This is a genomic window from Streptomyces sp. NPDC126510, from assembly GCF_040302345.1.
GTDB lineage: Bacteria > Actinomycetota > Actinomycetes > Streptomycetales > Streptomycetaceae > Streptomyces.
In genome coordinates, this window is record NZ_JBEORR010000048.1 from 37,744 (window position 1) to 53,122 (window position 15,379).

A 15,379-nucleotide genomic window follows, 5' to 3' on the forward strand; every position below is an offset into this window, starting at 1 on the left:
CGGTTCCCTTGGGTTGTCGGGGCGTGCGGGTCAGTGCCGGTGGGGCAGGGCGCGGGCGAGCGAGTCGAGTGCGGCCAGGGGGTCGGGCCCCGCCGGGGCGAGAACGACGCTGGTCGCGCCGGCCGCATGACGGGCGTCGATCGCCTTGCGGGCCTGGTCGGGGGTGCCGGCGATGCTCAGCGCACGGACCCAGTCGGCGGGCATCGTCCGGGCGAAGTGCCGGGCGTCGGGGCTGGCGGCGCGGTGTGCGCGCAGTTCCTCGGCGAAGGGCAGGGGGTCGATGTGCGCGGCCCACTGCGGTTCACCGACCGATTCCAGGGAGGCGCGGACGCGGGTCAGGGCGGCTTCCTCGTCGTCGTCCACGGCGGCGGCGTCGTAGACGACGATCTCCGGAGAGCCCGCGGAGGCGTGGGGGCCCAGGTTGCGCAGGGAAGCGGTGATGTAGTCCGGTGCGGCGGGCTCGGCCAGCAGGAGGCCGTCGGCGACCTCACCCGCGACGGCCTGCGACTTGGGGCCGCGGACGCCCAGGATCACCGGGGGGACGAGGTCCGGGGTCTCGGTGATGACGACGCCCTCGCAGCGCACGTACCGGCCGTTCTGGGGGCCGGGCTCACCGGCGATGAGCAGGCGCAGCGCTCTCGCGTACTCCTTGATCAGCGTCAGCGGGCTGGCGGGCCAGGACCCGGCCTGGCGCATCCAGCCGGGCATGCCGTGGCCGATGCCCGCGATGAGCCGGCCGGGGTGGAGCTGGGCGAGGGTGGCCAGTTCCATCGCGGCGAAGGCCACGTTGCGGGCGCCGGCGGGCATGATCCCGATCCCGACGGTGAGGTTCGTGGTGGAGGCCAGGACGGTGGCGGCCTGGGCGACACCGCCGCGCCAGCCGAGGTCCTCCACCACCCAGACCTGGTCGAACCCCAGCTCCTCGGCACGCCGGACATAGGGCAGCACCTCGCCGACGGGGAGGTCGAGCGGCAGCATGACACCGACACGGCCGGGGGCAGGACGTGAGGGGGACTCGGACATCGGGGACTCCTTCGGTCGGCTGAGGACGTTCTTCGCCCCGGCCTCGGGTGAGGCGGGGAAAGGAGAGCTTGTGCGGCACGGCTGTCAGGGACCGTGCCGCACAAGCGGTCAGTGGGGGCCGGCCGCCATCTCGGGCCGGCGGGTGCTGTCGTCGGATCCGGTGCGCAGGACGCCGGCGCCCACGGCCGTGGTCACGCACAGCAGGGTCAACAGGACGAAGGCGTGGTTGAGGGCGACGACGTGGGTCAGCCAGCCGATCACGGCGGGGCCGGCGAGCATGCCGACGTAGCCGAGTCCGGCGACGCGGGAGACGTTGGCCCCGGCGGCGGAGGGATCGGCGTGCCCGGCCGCGCTGAACAGCTGCGGGACGCAGCCGGACAGGCCCAGGCCGAACAGCGCCCAGCCGGTGAACACGGCCCACAACCACGGGCCGAGGACCACGAGGGTGATGCCGACGGCGGCCATGACCGCGCCCTGGCGCAGGATCGCCAGGGAACCGAACCGGGCGACGAAGCGGTCGGCCAGCAGGCGGCCGAGGGTCATCGCCGCGGCGAAGGTGCCGTACGCGAAGGCCGCCGCGCCGGCGGACGCGCCCAGGACGTCCTTCATGTGCAGGGCGCTCCAGTCGTTGGCGGCGCCTTCGCACAGCATCACCATCAGCGCCAGGACGGCCAGCAGCCAGACCCGGCCCGTGGTGCCGCCGCGCCCGCCGGCCTGTGGCGTTCCGTTCTCCTCCGTGGAGCCGGTGCTCCCGACGGCGGGAGCGGCGGGCAGCAGGGCGCGTGCCGAGGCCAGGGCGATCACGACGCCCACGGCTCCCATGGCGGCCATGCTCACCGCAGGGTGCAGTCCGGCGCTCGCCGCGCCCGCTCCGGCGAGTGCGGCGAGGACACCGCCGACGGAGAACGTGGCGTGGAAGCCGGACATGACGGGGCGGCCGTACGCCTTCTCCACGTGTACGGCGTGGGCGTTCATGCTCACGTCCAGACAGCCGTTGCACAGCCCGAAGACCAGCAGCGCGCCGGCCAGCGTCCACGGATCGTGGGCGAGACCGGGGAGGAACAGGGTCGCGCCGCAGAGCACGCCGCCGGCGGGCACCACGACGCGGGTGCCGAGACGGTCGGTCAGCGGCCCCGCCACCTGCATGCCTACGAAGGCCCCGAGCCCGAGCACCACCAGCAGGCCGCCGAGGGTGGCGTGGCTGATGCCCACGCGTTCCTCGATCGCGGGGATGTGCACCACCCAGGTGCCCAGCAAGGTGCCGTACAGGACGAAGTAGACATAGGTCGCCACGCGGGCGGCTCGCAGGGAATGTTCCATACCGCCCAGCGTAACGAACATCTAGCGTGTTCGGAAATCCTGCTAACGAACAGATTTGTTGTTCATTTTCTGGTGGTGTTCAATCGCGGTATGAGCAACGCAGACCGGCACGGGCTGATCGCGAAGGCCGTCAGGGACGCCGGAGACGCGACGGTCCAGGAACTGGCGGAGCTGACCGGCGCCTCCGAGATGACCATCCGGCGCGACCTCGACACCCTCGCCACCCAGGGCGTCCTCGAACGCGTCCGCGGAGGGGCACGCACCCTGCTGCTCCGGGGCGAGGAGCCGCCCTTCGCGCTGCGCGCCCACGAGTCGATCGACGCCAAACGCCGGATCGCCGCCCGGATCTCGGCACTGATCGCCGACGGCGAGAGCGTCCTGCTGGACAGCGGCACCACCTGCCTGGAGGTCGCCCGCCTCCTGCGCGAGCGGCCCGTCACCGTGATGCCCCTGTCCCTGCAGGCCATCCACCTGGTCGGTGAGACACCCGGCCCGGCCACCCTGGTCGTGCCCGGCGGACAGCCCCGGGCCGCCGAGGGAGCCCTCACCGGGCCCCTCACCCTGGCCTCCCTGGCGGCCCTGCGCTTCGACACCGCCGTCATCGGCTGCTGCGGACTGACCGCGGCCGACGGCCTGACCGCCTACGACCTCGACGACGCCGCAGTGAAGAAGGCGGGCATCGCCTCCGCCCGCCGCGTCGTCGCCGCCGCCGACGGCAGCAAACTCGGCCACACCGCCTACGCCCACGTCGGTCCCGCGTCCCTCCTGCACACCCTGGTCACGGACACCACCGCAGCCGCCGGGGAAGTCACCGCGCTCGAGGACGGCGGCACCGTCGTCCAGACCGTCTGACGGGCCGTCCGCTCCGCAGGCGCCTACCGCCCGTGCGGCCGGATCCCGGCTGCACGGGCGGTAGGCGTCACCGGGCGCGGGGCCGTCTCAGAGGTGCTGCTCGGTGGCCCGGATGCGGTCGTATTCCTCCTGGCGCTCGTCCGTGATGTACGCCGGGATCGGGAAGTCCCACCAGCCGGGCACCCAGGGGCCCGCGGCGTCGCGGTCCGTGGGCACCTCGATCAGGGCGGGTGCTCCCGACTGGACCGCCTTGCGCAGGGTCGGCTCCAGGGACGCGGCGTCGTTGACCTTCCACGACTCGATCCCGAAGGCCCGGCCCATGGCCGCGAAGTCGGGGCTGTACGGCGAGCCGTCGGGGTGCGAGAACTCGGTGCCGATGTGCCGCGAGGTCTGCTTGCGCTGGCCGCCGCGGATCGACATGTAGCCCGCGTTGTTCTGGACCACGAAGATCACCGGTGCGTCGGCGGTGACGCTCAGGGCGATCTCCTGGGAGGTCATGAGGAAGTCACCGTCGCCGAGGACGCACACGACGGGGCTGTCGGGCCGGGCGAGCTTGGCGCCGACGGCGGCCGGGATCGCCCACCCCATGGACGAGAAGCCGCCGGAGGTGAGGTGGGTGCGCGGGGAGTAGACCGGGAAGGTCTGCTTGACCGCTCCCTGGGTGTTGCCCGAGCCGGCGACGATGATCGCGTCACGCGGGAGCACGTTGCGCAGGGCGCCGAGCGGGCGCTGGGACGTGAACGGGAAGCGGTCGCTGTCGCGGCGGCCGGCGAGCTTCTCCTCCCAGTCCTGCTTGAGCTGGGCGAGTTCGGCGAGGTACTCGGAGCGGTCGACGCCCTTCGAGGGGAGGGAGTCGACGATCGCGGCCACGGCGCGCTGCGCGTCCGCGACGATGCCCACCTCGGCGGGGTAGTTCTTGCCGATCTCGTGGGGGTCGATGTCGATGTGGATGAGCTTCGCGGGCGGGATGGAGAAGCTGATGCCCTTGGCGTAGCTGGAGGCGGACCAGTCGGTGAAGCGGCAGCCGACCGAGATCACGACGTCGGCGGAGCTCGCGATCGCGTTGCCGGTCATCGTGCCGGTCTGGCCGACGCTGCCGGCGAACAGCTCGTGGTCCTCCGGGAAGGCGCTCTTGCCGTTCCACGTGGTGACGACCGGGATCTGCCACCGCTCGGCCAGCGCGAGGACCTGGTCGGACGCCTCGGACGTGATCGCACCGCCGCCGACCACGATGACCGGCCGGGCGGCCGCGCGCAGCACGTCCACGGCGCGGTCCACGGCCTCCGGGTCGGGGTGCTGGCGGCCGACCGGGATACGCCGCTCCAGGTCGTGGAGGTCCACGTTCGCGGCCTCGGCCTGTACGTCCATGGGGACTTCGAGGTGCACCGGGCCCGGGCGACCCGTCAGCATGGAGTTGAAACAGCGGTGCAGGACGAAGGGGAGCTCCTCGACCCGGGTCACGACCCAGTGCCGTTTGCTGACCGCCTCGGCCACCTTGGGGAAGTCGTTCGCCGTGTAGCGGTCGAGTTCCTGCAGCAGTCCGTGGCCACGCATGTGGGTGGGCGGGCCGCCCGTGACGACGAGAACACTGGTGGAGTCCGTGAACGCGGTGCCCATGCCGATGACGGTGTTGCTCGCGCCGGCGCCGATGGAGGTCACAGCGGCCTGCGGGCGGCCGGTGACGCGGTAGTAGCCGTCGGCGAGGTGGACGGCGCTCTGCTCGTGGAAGGTCTGGATGAAGGGGATCCTGGACTCGTCGTCGAGGAAGGCGTCGGTCAGTGACCAGATGCCGTGGCCGGGGATGCCGGCGACGACGTCGACCCCGTAGTTGCGCAGGGTCCGCGCGACGATCTGGCCTCCGGTGAGGACAGGCATGGTGTGCTCCCAATCAGCTCGGTTCGAAGGGGGTCAGGCGTCCTGACGGGCGGCCCAGGCGAAACCCTGTGTGCACAGGCGGGTGACGTCCGGGTTCTGGAGGTCGTCGAGGTCGTGTCCGACCGCGCTGTAGAAGACGCGGCCCCGTCCCCAGGTCCGGGTCCAGGCCTGAGGGATCGTCTTTCCCTCCAGCCACGGCAGGTGTTCGCCGGTGAAGGTGGACTCGGCCAGGACGTGGTTGTTGGGGTCGACGGACATGTAGTACTGCTCCGACGCGACCTGGAAGTCCTTCACCCCGGCGGTGATCGGGTGGCCGGTGTCGGTGAGGGTGACTGCGTAGGGGTACTTCACGCCTTCGCCGGCGGGGTGTTCGAGGAAGCTGCCGCCGATGAGCCAGTGGTACTTCAGGCTCGTGCGGAACGCGGCGGCCGCGCCGTGCCAGGCGGCGATCCCGGTGCCGTTCTCCACCGCCCCCAGCAGGTTGGCCTCCTGGGCGGCGGTCAGCCCCTCGGACAGCAGCGCGTTGTTCCAGTTGAGCGCGATGAGGTCGTAGCCGGTGAGGTCGGCGTCGAGCGCGAAGATGTCGTTGGTCTCGTCGACGTCGAATCCGAGGTTCTTGAAGATCGGGAGGGCCCATTCCTCGGCCACCTGGTAGGGCTTGTGCCCCGGCCAGCCTCCGTACAGATACAGAACGCGGGTCATGCGGTGTTCCCTCCGGTCGTACGGGACAGGGCCGCGGCGCGGCTGCGCAGCCGCTCGGCCACCTCCATGGCGTCGCCTTCCGGCGCAGTCGACTTGCGCTCCGGCTTCGCGGCCAACAGATACACGAGCCCCACGGCCGAGACGACGAGGAACCCGATGAGTGCGACCCACCGGTCCACGAACGGGGTTCCGGAGTCGCCGGTGGGCATGGCGAGAAGAACCATCCCGAGCACGCCGTAGACCAGAGCCGCCACGTTGACCAGGAAGCCCCAGCGGCCGAGGGTCCAGGCTCCGGCGGGACGCCAGCCCTTCAGGCGCATGCGCAGCGCGGCCAGTACGACCATCATGAACGCCGCGTATCCGGCCAGCATCTGGAACGCCGCGATCTTGGTGAGGGAGTCGGGCGAGTAGTAGACGAACACGAAGAGCAGCAGCGGCAGGACGTTGACGGCCAGCAACGCGTTCAGGGGGACGCGGTGCTTGCGGGTGATCTGCGAGAAGACGCGGGAACCCGGGAACATGTCGTCGCGGGCGAAGGAGAAGACGATCCGGCTCGCGGCGGCCTGCTGGCTCATCACACCCGCGATGAAGGACGTCATGATCACCGCCAGCACCACCTTCGTGCCTATGGTGCCGACCGAGCTCTGCAGGATCGAGGGGATCGGGTTGGTGTCCTTGCCCGAGAGGATCGAGGCGAGGTCCGGAGCCGCCAGTGCGTAACCGACGAACGCGAACAGCGCGGCCACTCCACCGACGGCCACGGTCAGCTGCATGGCCCGCGGGATGCTGCGGGAGGGGTTGGGAACCTCCTCCGCGATCTCGCCGCACGCCTCGAAGCCGTAGAAGAGGAAGAGCCCGACGAGCGAGGCGGCGATGAAGGCCATGACGTAGCTGTCATGGGTGGAGCTGCTGGCCTCGAAGAAGATCGAGACGGAGTTGTGCCGTTCGAAGATCAGCAGGTAGAAGCCCACGAGGACGATGCCGATCAGTTCCGCGGCGAGTCCGATCTTGGAGATCAGAGCCAGGGTCCTGGTGCCGAAACAGTTGCAGATCATGCAGACGGCGGTCACACCGATCGCGATCCACAGGCGCTGGGCGGGGGTGGAGCTGATGGCGGGCTCGGCAGCGGTTCCGGCGAAGAGGCTGGCCGCGAAGTCCGAGCTGAACAGTGCGGTGCTGGTGATGCCGATGGTGATGCAACAGATGTACGTCCACGCGTTGAACCAGGCATAGCGCCCGTTCCAGAGCCTTCTGACCCACTGGTAGAGCCCGCCCGCGAGCGGGAACTGCGAGACGACCTCTCCGAAGACCAGCGCGACCAGGAACTGTCCGGCCCCGACGATGCCGATCCAGAAGATGGACGGTCCGCCGGCGGTCGCCAGACCGACCGCGAAGAGGGCCACGACGCCGACGAGGGGCGAGAGGTACACGAAGCCCAGGGCGAAGTTCCCCCAGAGGCTGACCTTGCGGTCGAACTTCTGCTCGTAGCCGAGTACGGCGAGCATTTCCGCGTCCGCGGCCGACGAGACGGGAGTCGCGGTCCCGCCCGAGGGGCCGCCGGGGGTGGATGTGGGCGCCGCGTGCGCCTCGTTGTCCGTAGCTGACATGACGATCTCCGTGGGTTGAGAGGGAAAAGCTCCTTGTCGAACGACTGCCGTGACCCGTTTGCGGTCCGGCATAAGTCGCGATGGGCCATCGCGGTTCAGCCCTGCTCGAAGGTGTGGTCGGTCCAGTCCAGCCGGGCCGATCCGTAGCGCGCGGCGCGGACGTCCCCCGAGCGCGCGTGTCCCTCGAAGTTCTCGATGCGCGAGGCCCTGCCACAGATCTCGCCGAGCCGGGCACTGGAGCCGGCGTCCCTGATCTCCTGGTAGGTCATGGTCTTGAGGTACTTGCCGACCCAGAGGCCGCCGGTGTAGCGGGCCGCCCCCAGGGTGGGCAGCACGTGGTTGGTGCCGATGACCTTGTCGCCGTACGCGACGCACGTCTTGTCCCCGAGGAACAGGGCGCCGTAGTTGCGCATCCGGTGCAGCGCCTCGCGGGGCTCGGCGGTGAGGATCTGGACGTGCTCGCTGGCGTACTCGTCGGCGAGTTCGTAGGCGGCGTCCAGGGTGGGGACCACGATCACCTCGCCGTGGTCGCGCCAGGCACGCCCGGCGACCTCTCCGGTGGGCAGGTCCGGCAGCAGCTTGTCCACCCAGGCGATGGTCTGCCTGCCCACCTCCTCGGAGGTCGTGATGAGAACCGTCGGGGAGTCGGGTCCGTGCTCGGCCTGGGACAGCAGGTCCGTCGCCACCACGAACGGGTCCGCGGTGTCGTCCGCGACGATCAGTACCTCCGTCGGTCCGGCGAAGAGGTCGATCCCGACCTCGCCGAAGAGCTGGCGCTTGGCCTCCGCCACATAGGCGTTGCCGGGGCCGGCGAGCATGTCGACCGCGTCGATCGTCTCGGTGCCCAGCGCCAGCGCGGCCACGGCTTGGACACCGCCCATGACGTAGATCTCGTCCGCCCCGGCCAGATGCATCGCGGCGATGCTGACGGGCGGCGGAGCACCCCGGTCCGGCGGAGTCGTCGCGGCGACCCGTCCGACCCCCGCGACCTTGGCCGTCAGGACGGTCATGTGGGCCGACGCCGTGAGGGGGTAACGGCCGCCGGGCACGTAGGCGCCGGCCGCGCCGATGGGGATGTTGCGCTGCCCCAGGAACACGCCGGGCAGCGTCTCCACCTCGAAGTCGGTGAGGGAGTCCCGCTGCGCCTGGGCGAAGCCGCGGACCTGCTTCTGGACGAACCGCAGGTCGTCGAGGACCGTCTCGGGGACGGAGGAGACGACGGAGGCGATCTGGTCCGGACCGAGCCGGTAGGACTCCGGGCTCCAGTCGTCGAACTTCTGCGACCAGCGGCGCACGGCGGCGTCGCCGTTGGCCCGTACGTCGGCGATCACGTCCGCGACGGTCTCGACGATTTCCGGACGGCTGGTCCGCGACGTCTTCACGGCGACAGGAGCCTTGATGGTCTTGTGTTGGGCTGACACTCTGCACTCCTTGCACGGGGTCGTGCCTGCGGGCTTGCCCTGAAGTCTGGGGAAACGGGGGGTGGGACGACAGGCACAGTGTGTGCAATATTGACCGGGGGTTCTGCACACACCGAGGTCGTGGATCATGGCTCAAGTCCTGACGGTGCGCGCCGCGCTGGAGCTCGAGGTGTTCACGCGCACCGCCGTGCGTGTGTATGCCGGGGAGAGGAATCTGGACCGTCCTGTGCGCTGGGTGCACACCGGTGAGATCCCGGACATCCACCGCTTTCTCACGGGTCAGGAGATGCTGCTGACGGCCGGCCTCGGCATGGGCGCGACGCAACTGGAGCAGCGTGCCTTCATCCGGCGCCTCGCGGACGCCCACGCGGCCGTCCTCGTCGTCGAACTGGCCGGGCGCATGTTCGACTCCATGCCGGAGGCCGTGATCGAGGAGGCGGAGGCGGTCGGCCTCCCCCTGGTGGGACTCTCCGACGAGATTCCCTTCGTCGAGACGTCGGCCCAGGTCCACGAGGTCCTGGTCGGCATGCGCGTCAAGCAGCTGATCGCCGAGGAGGCCACCAGCCAGGCGTTCATGGATCTCCTCCTGGCGGACGAGGACTACGTCGGCGTGGTCAGAGAACTGGCGCGTCGCACCGGGCACCCCGTGGTGCTGGAGGACGTCGCCCATCAGATGCTGGCGTACGGAGGCGCGACGCCGGAGGCCGACCGGATCGTGGACGAGTGGAGTGCGCACTCCCGGGCGATCCACGAACGCCACCCCTCGCTCGCGGCGCAGCGCCCCGAGGTCCCGACCGCCTCGGCGGCCTCGTTTCGCGAGGTCGCGCCGTGCGCTCGCCAACCCGTGGTGCTCAGGGGCGAGTCGTGGGGGTGGCTCCACCTCCTGCACGGCGGAAGGCAGCCGAGCCCGCCCGAACTGCGCACGCTGGAGCGGGCCGCCGCGGCCGTGGCGATCTCGCTGCTGAGCGAACGGGAGAGCGGCGCCCGCGCCTCCCAGCGCCAGACGGCGCTGCTCAACCGGCTTCTGCTCGGCGACGTCACAGGAGAGCGGTTCGTGACCCTCAGCCTGGCGCTCGGCCAGGACCTGCGCGGGCGGGACCTCGTCGTCGTCACGGCATGGGCGGGGGACGAGGAGCCCGTCAAGGACCACATCCTCGCCCGTCTTCTGGAGGAGGCCGGCTGGCCCGCCGTCGTGGGCGACACCGGAGACTTCGACGTGGCGGTCGTGGGCCTGCCCACCCGCGCCGACGCCGGCCATGTGCGGACCCTGCTGACCGATCACGGGGTTAGGGGTGGCATCAGCCGCGTCGTGGAGCCGGCGGTGCTTCCGCTGGCACTGCGCCAGAGCCGCAGCGCGGCGTCCGTCGCCGCGGCGGCCTCGACCACGGAAGTGCGTCACTTCGACGACCTCGGAGCGCTGCGCCTCCTCGTCGCGCTCTCCGAGGGTCCCGAGCTCAGGCGTTACGTCGAGGACGAACTCGGTCCGCTCCTCGAGCACGACGCACTGGCGAAGAACCCTCTGCTGCCCACCCTCCGCACGTTCCTCGACTCCGGTGGCAACAAGGCACGGGCCGCGGAGGAGCTCTTCATCCAGCGCCGCACCCTCTACCACCGCCTCGACAAACTCTCCGAGATCCTCGGCCTCGACCTCACTCAGGTCAGCAACCAGCAGCGGCTGCAACTGGCCGTGCGCGGAAACGACCTGCTGCGCAAGCCGACCTTGCGGCGGACCTGACCTGCGGCGGGCCGGGCCGCTACGGCGTCAGCCCTTCGTCGCCCTGGCGAGGGACGGGGCGATGCGCAAGGCGTTCGCCCCGATCGTCAGGGCCGGGTTGAGCGCCGCGGAGGACGGGAAGAACGACGAGTCGGCCAGCCAGAGGTTCTCGACGTCATGGCTGCGGCACAGGGGGTCCAGCACGCTCTGCGCCGGGTCGTCGCCCGCCACGGCCGTTCCGCACATGTGGGAGTTGGTCTCGATGCCCATGCGCTGGGTGAAGATCAGCGGATAGCCGGACGTGCGGACCGCCCGGGTCACCCGGCGCACCAGTTCGTGGTGGGGGCCGAGGTTGGTCGGCGTCCAGTCGATGAGGATGCGCTCGCCGTCCACGCGCACCCGGTTGTTCCGCGACGGGAGGTCCTCGGTCGTCAGGTAGATGTCGAGGCTCCTGGCCGCCATGAACTTCAGTGCCCAGGTCGGTGCCCACGGACGCGCGGGCTTGAGCATGGGGGCCTGCAGCTTGCCCAGCATCTGGAGGTTCCCGAGCGGGAAGCGCGTCCCGGGTCCGGCTTCGTAGAAGTCGTTCAGACCGAGGGTCTTCTGCCACTGCGTGGGGTTGGTCCGCAGCGGGTTGACCCCGACGAAGAACGTGCTGTTGTGGACCATGTAGTTGCGGCCCAGCAGTCCTGAGGAGTTGCCGAGACCCTGAGGGTGCGCGTCGTCGGCCGAACGCAGCAGCAGCGCGGCCGAGTTGACGGCACCTCCGGCGAGGGCGAAGGTCTTGGCGTTGATCCGGACGGTGCGGCCCGCGTGCCATGCCTCGGCGGCGACGACCTTGCGGCCGTCGGGGGAGGTGATCAGGCGGGTGATCTCCGCGCCCGTGAGGATCTTCACGCCGTCGCGCAGCGCGGGGAGGAGGAGCCGGTTCTCGGCGTCCGACTTCATGCCCGTCTCGTCCGGACAGCCGTCGGCGGTCGTCACGGCGGCGCGATCGGCCTGCGTGCTGAGGTTCAGGGCGTTCGGCGTGTGGAACGGATGCAGGCCCTGCCTGCGCAGCGACCGGGAGAACCGCTCGATCTCCGGTTCGTGCTGGAGCGCCGGATACGGGTAGGGCTTGGAGCGAGGCGGCTCGGTCGGGTCCTCGCCGGTCTGCCCGTGCACCTGGAGCAGATGCTCCATGACGGTGTAGAAGGGCTCCAGGTCGTCGTAACCGAAAGGCCAGGCTTGCGAGACGCCCTCGTGGTGTTCCACCTCGGTGAAGTCACTGCGCCGGAAACGGGGCAGCATGGCACCGTAGAAACGGGTGTTTCCGCCCACCCAGTAATACACACCCGGCGAGAACGGCTTGCCGGTGCTGCCGTCGTACCAATAGCCGGCGTTCTTGTACCGGCCCTTGATGTACATCTCGGCCGGCTGCGAGTTCTCCGGTTCACGGGGAAGGAAATGGCCGCGTTCGGCGACGAGGACGTCGAGACCGGAGTCCTTCAGCGCCCAGGCCAGCGAGGATCCGCCCATGCCGGAGCCGATGATCAGGACATCGGTGCTGATCTCCTCGGCGGTACCGACTGAAACGAGGGCCTCGGGCCGGAGTTCCGGGGGAGTGTAATCCTGACGGACCGGGTGGGACATGACTCGGAATCCCCTTAGGCGCTCGGGTACGGCGGAGGTTCGAGGAGAGCCTAAACAGCGGCATGAATGCAGCACATGCACGGAATGGGTAATGGCTGCCGCCCCGGTTGCTCACTTCGTGCATGTGCTGAGCGGGCCCGGCGTCTCTAGCCTCTCCAGAGACCAGCTCCAGGGAGGCGCAATGGACAGGGAATCGTATGACTACGTCGTCGTCGGGGCCGGCTCGGCCGGCTGTGCGCTGGCGGCCCGGCTGTCCGAGGATCCCGGCGTCACGGTCGCGCTGATCGAGGCGGGTCCGCCTGCCCGGGGCCGCCTCTTCGAGATACCCGCACTGTTCTCGCAGCAGCTCAAGACGGCGTTCGACTGGGACTTCGAGACGGAGCCCGAGCCGCAGCTCGGCGGGCGCCGCGCCTACCTGCCCCGCGGCCGGGCGATCGGCGGCACCAGCTCGATGAACACCATGCTGTACGTCCGCGGGCACCGCTACGACTACGACACCTGGGAGCGGCTCGGCAACCCGGGCTGGGGCTACGACGACGTCCTGCCGTTCTTCAAGAAGTCCGAGGACAACGAGCGCGGGGCCGACGACTTCCACGGCACCGGCGGCCCCCTCACCGTCAGCAACCCCAACTCGGTCCACCCGCTGCTGACGGCATGGGTCGAGGCGGCTCAGGACGCGGGCCACAAGTACAACGCGGACTTCAACGGAGCCGAGCAGGAGGGCGTGGGCTACCACCAGGTCACGCAACGGAACGGCCTGCGGTGCAGCAGCGCGATCGCGTTCCTGGAGCCGGCCGCGGGGCGTCCGAACCTCACCGTGCTTCCCTCGACGACCGCCCTGCGCCTGAGCTTCGACGGCTCGCGGGCCACCGGCCTGGAGGTCGACCACCTCGGAACCGTCCGGACGATCCACGTCGACCGTGAGATCGTGCTGTCCCTCGGCGCCTACAACTCGCCCCACCTGCTCCTCCAGTCGGGCGTCGGGCCGGCCGACGAACTGACCGCGGGAGGGATCACCCCCCTGCACGACCTGCCGGACGTGGGCAGGAACATGCAGGACCACACCGGGTGCTTCATCAGCTTCTTCAGCGACACCGAACCGCTCCTGGGACCGGACACCTCGGCGGAGGAGCAGCTCCTGCGCCGGCAGGGCACCGGCCCGATGGCCTGGAACGAGACCGGCGGCTTCTTCAGCTCCAGCGACGACCTTCCCGCCCCGGACATCCAGGTGCACGCCGCGCTGGGCATCGTCCGTGACGAGGGTCTGGCCGCGCCGCTGGAGCCGGGCATGTCGTTCGGGCCCTACGTCGCACGGCCCGCGAGCCGCGGCTCGGTGCGGCTGCGGCACTCCCACCCCTACGCCAAGCCGCGCATCTTCCACAACTACCTCGACGACCCCGACGACCGGCGGCGGCTGCGCGAGGGCGTGCGGCTGTGCATGCGTATCGCCCGTGAGCAGCGGCTGACGTCCCTGCTGCAGTCGGACCTGCGTGGTGCCGCCGATGCCGGACTCGCCCCGCTGTCGGACAGCGACCAGGACATCGACGACTTCATCCGCACACAGTCGTTCTCCTTCTACCACCCGTCGGGCACCTGCATGATGGGCAAGGTCGTCGACCACGAACTGCGCGTGCGCGGGCTGGAGAACGTCCGGGTGGCGGACACGTCGATCATGCCGACCCTCGTCACCGGGAACACGAACGCCCCCGCCATCATGATCGGAGAGAAGGCCGCCTCGCTGATACGGACGTCGGCGGGGTGAATCCGCCCCTCAGCACTCGATGATGTTCACCGCGAGCCCGCCCCGGGCCGTCTCCTTGTACTTGACCGACATGTCGGCGCCGGTGTCCTTCATGGTCTTGATGACCTTGTCCAGGGACACCTTGTGGGAGCCGTCGCCGCGCATGGCCATGCGGGCTGCCGTGACGGCCTTGACCGCCGCCATGCCATTGCGTTCGATGCAGGGGATCTGCACCAGGCCGCCGACCGGGTCGCAGGTGAGGCCGAGGTTGTGCTCCATGCCGATCTCGGCGGCGTTCTCGACCTGCTCGGGCGAGCCGCCGAGGACCTCGGCGAGGGCGCCCGCGGCCATCGAGCAGGCGGAGCCGACCTCGCCCTGGCAGCCGACCTCGGCGCCGGAGATCGAGGCGTTCTCCTTGAAGAGCATGCCGATCGCGCCCGCGGCGAGCAGGAAGCGGACCACGCCCTCCTCGTCAGCGCCCGGCACGAAGTTCATGTAGTAGTGCAGGACCGCCGGGATGATGCCGGCGGCGCCGTTGGTGGGCGCGGTGACGACCCGTCCGCCGGCGGCGTTCTCCTCGTTGACCGCCATGGCGTAGAGGGTGATCCACTCCATGGACAGGGCCAGCGGGTCGCCCTCGGAGCGCAGCTTGCGCGCGGTGTTCGCGGCCCGGCGGCGCACCTTGAGACCGCCGGGCAGGATGCCCTCCTGGGACAGTCCGCGCGCCACGCAGTCCCGCATCACCTGCCAGATCTCCAGCAGGCCCTCGCGGATCTCCTCCTCGGAGCGCCAGGCCCGCTCGTTCTCCAGCATCAGCGCGGAGATGGACAGGCCGGTCTCCTCGGTCAGGCGCAGCAGCTCGTCACCCGTGCGGAAGGGGTATTTCAGAACGGTGTCGTCGAGCTTGATGCGGTCGGCGCCGACCGCGTCCTCGTCGACGACGAAGCCGCCGCCGACCGAGTAGTACGTCTTCGTCAGCAGCTCGGCGCCCGAGGCGTCGTACGCCCACAGGGTCATGCCGTTGGCGTGGTAGGGCAGGGCCTTGCGGCGGTGCAGCACCATGTCGTCGTCGAAGGAGAACGCGATCTCGTGCTCGCCGAGCAGGTTGAGCCGGCCGCCGGTCCTGATCGCCTCCACCCGCCCGTCGGCGCTCTCCACGTCGACCGTGCGCGGCGAGTCGCCCTCCAGGCCGAGCAGCACCGCCTTGGGCGTGCCGTGGCCGTGGCCGGTGGCGCCGAGCGAGCCGTACAGCTCCGCGCGGACCGAGGCGACGGACCCCAGAAGCTCCTCGTTGCGCAGCCGCCGGACGAACAGGCCGGCCGCGCGCATCGGGCCGACGGTGTGGGAGCTGGACGGGCCGATGCCGATCGAGAACAGGTCGAAGACCGAGATGGCCACGGGGGAACTCCTGACTACGGGGGTGGTGCAGAGGGGGCGGACCTTGCCTCCGGTCACCAGGCAGTCGACCCTCGCCTTCGCCCAGGCGCCCTTG

General features: G+C 70.3%; 11 protein-coding genes. 3 read left to right on the forward strand and 8 right to left on the reverse strand.

The window, feature by feature from the left end; all coding sequences use genetic code 11:
• Window positions 1-30 precede the first annotated feature (30 nt).
• On the reverse strand, window positions 31-1,023 hold the full coding sequence (locus ABTX60_RS39730) for an LLM class flavin-dependent oxidoreductase (RefSeq protein ID WP_352101710.1): 993 nt from the start codon (window positions 1,021-1,023) through the stop codon (window positions 31-33).
• Window positions 1,024-1,131: 108 nt separating this feature from the next.
• Window positions 1,132-2,343 carry an MFS transporter gene (locus ABTX60_RS39735; RefSeq protein ID WP_352101711.1) on the reverse strand — a complete coding sequence of 404 codons (1,212 nt, stop codon included), beginning with the start codon at window positions 2,341-2,343 and terminating at the stop codon, window positions 1,132-1,134.
• Window positions 2,344-2,433: 90 nt separating this feature from the next.
• Here ABTX60_RS39735 and ABTX60_RS39740 point away from each other — a divergent pair, with 90 nt between their 5' ends.
• The gene (locus tag ABTX60_RS39740) at window positions 2,434-3,195 is read left to right on the forward strand and encodes a DeoR/GlpR family DNA-binding transcription regulator (RefSeq protein WP_352101712.1); all 762 of its coding nucleotides are present in this window, start codon (window positions 2,434-2,436) and stop codon (window positions 3,193-3,195) included.
• An 87-nt stretch (window positions 3,196-3,282) separates the two neighbouring features.
• On the opposite strand, the gene ABTX60_RS39745 is transcribed toward ABTX60_RS39740, so the two are convergent.
• From ABTX60_RS39745 to hisD, 4 genes are all read right to left on the reverse strand, one after another.
• Window positions 3,283-5,070: a thiamine pyrophosphate-binding protein gene (locus tag ABTX60_RS39745; RefSeq protein ID WP_352101713.1), complete on the reverse strand. Its 1,788-nt coding sequence runs from the start codon at window positions 5,068-5,070 to the stop codon at window positions 3,283-3,285.
• A gap of 33 nt (window positions 5,071-5,103) precedes the next feature.
• Window positions 5,104-5,772 carry a ThuA domain-containing protein gene (locus ABTX60_RS39750; RefSeq protein WP_352101714.1) on the reverse strand — a complete coding sequence of 223 codons (669 nt, stop codon included), beginning with the start codon at window positions 5,770-5,772 and terminating at the stop codon, window positions 5,104-5,106.
• A complete protein-coding gene (locus ABTX60_RS39755; RefSeq protein WP_352101715.1) occupies window positions 5,769-7,379 on the reverse strand; it encodes an APC family permease in 1,611 nt (536 codons plus the stop codon). The genes ABTX60_RS39750 and ABTX60_RS39755 overlap by 4 nt, the downstream gene beginning before the upstream one ends.
• Window positions 7,380-7,474: 95 nt before the next feature.
• Window positions 7,475-8,800 (reverse strand): histidinol dehydrogenase, encoded by a 1,326-nt coding sequence (gene hisD, locus ABTX60_RS39760; protein WP_352101716.1) that lies wholly within the window; start codon window positions 8,798-8,800, stop codon window positions 7,475-7,477.
• A 127-nt stretch (window positions 8,801-8,927) separates the two neighbouring features.
• Here hisD and ABTX60_RS39765 point away from each other — a divergent pair, with 127 nt between their 5' ends.
• On the forward strand, window positions 8,928-10,535 hold the full coding sequence (locus ABTX60_RS39765) for a PucR family transcriptional regulator (protein WP_352101717.1): 1,608 nt from the start codon (window positions 8,928-8,930) through the stop codon (window positions 10,533-10,535).
• A 27-nt stretch (window positions 10,536-10,562) separates the two neighbouring features.
• Here ABTX60_RS39765 and ABTX60_RS39770 read toward each other — a convergent pair whose 3' ends face one another.
• Window positions 10,563-12,146 (reverse strand): GMC oxidoreductase, encoded by a 1,584-nt coding sequence (locus tag ABTX60_RS39770; RefSeq protein ID WP_352101718.1) that lies wholly within the window; start codon window positions 12,144-12,146, stop codon window positions 10,563-10,565.
• A 181-nt stretch (window positions 12,147-12,327) separates the two neighbouring features.
• On the opposite strand from ABTX60_RS39770, the gene ABTX60_RS39775 reads away from it, so the two are divergent.
• Complete coding sequence (locus ABTX60_RS39775) at window positions 12,328-13,908, forward strand: GMC family oxidoreductase (protein ID WP_352101719.1); 1,581 nt, start codon at window positions 12,328-12,330, stop codon at window positions 13,906-13,908.
• Window positions 13,909-13,917: 9 nt separating this feature from the next.
• Here ABTX60_RS39775 and ABTX60_RS39780 read toward each other — a convergent pair whose 3' ends face one another.
• Window positions 13,918-15,285 (reverse strand): L-serine ammonia-lyase, encoded by a 1,368-nt coding sequence (locus ABTX60_RS39780; RefSeq protein ID WP_352101721.1) that lies wholly within the window; start codon window positions 15,283-15,285, stop codon window positions 13,918-13,920.
• Window positions 15,286-15,379 lie beyond the last annotated feature (94 nt).

What these genes read in the sequence shown, in the direction of transcription:
- ABTX60_RS39730 (WP_352101710.1), bottom strand. Translation starts at nt 1,023, where the DNA reads ATGTCCGAGTCCCCCTCACGTCCTGCCCCCGGCCGTGTCGGTGTCATG.
- ABTX60_RS39735 (WP_352101711.1), bottom strand. Translation starts at nt 2,343, where the DNA reads ATGGAACATTCCCTGCGAGCCGCCCGCGTGGCGACCTATGTCTACTTC.
- ABTX60_RS39740 (WP_352101712.1), top strand. Translation starts at nt 2,434, where the DNA reads ATGAGCAACGCAGACCGGCACGGGCTGATCGCGAAGGCCGTCAGGGAC.
- ABTX60_RS39745 (WP_352101713.1), bottom strand. Translation starts at nt 5,070, where the DNA reads ATGCCTGTCCTCACCGGAGGCCAGATCGTCGCGCGGACCCTGCGCAAC.
- ABTX60_RS39750 (WP_352101714.1), bottom strand. Translation starts at nt 5,772, where the DNA reads ATGACCCGCGTTCTGTATCTGTACGGAGGCTGGCCGGGGCACAAGCCC.
- ABTX60_RS39755 (WP_352101715.1), bottom strand. Translation starts at nt 7,379, where the DNA reads ATGTCAGCTACGGACAACGAGGCGCACGCGGCGCCCACATCCACCCCC.
- ABTX60_RS39765 (WP_352101717.1), top strand. Translation starts at nt 8,928, where the DNA reads ATGGCTCAAGTCCTGACGGTGCGCGCCGCGCTGGAGCTCGAGGTGTTC.
- ABTX60_RS39770 (WP_352101718.1), bottom strand. Translation starts at nt 12,146, where the DNA reads ATGTCCCACCCGGTCCGTCAGGATTACACTCCCCCGGAACTCCGGCCC.
- ABTX60_RS39775 (WP_352101719.1), top strand. Translation starts at nt 12,328, where the DNA reads ATGGACAGGGAATCGTATGACTACGTCGTCGTCGGGGCCGGCTCGGCC.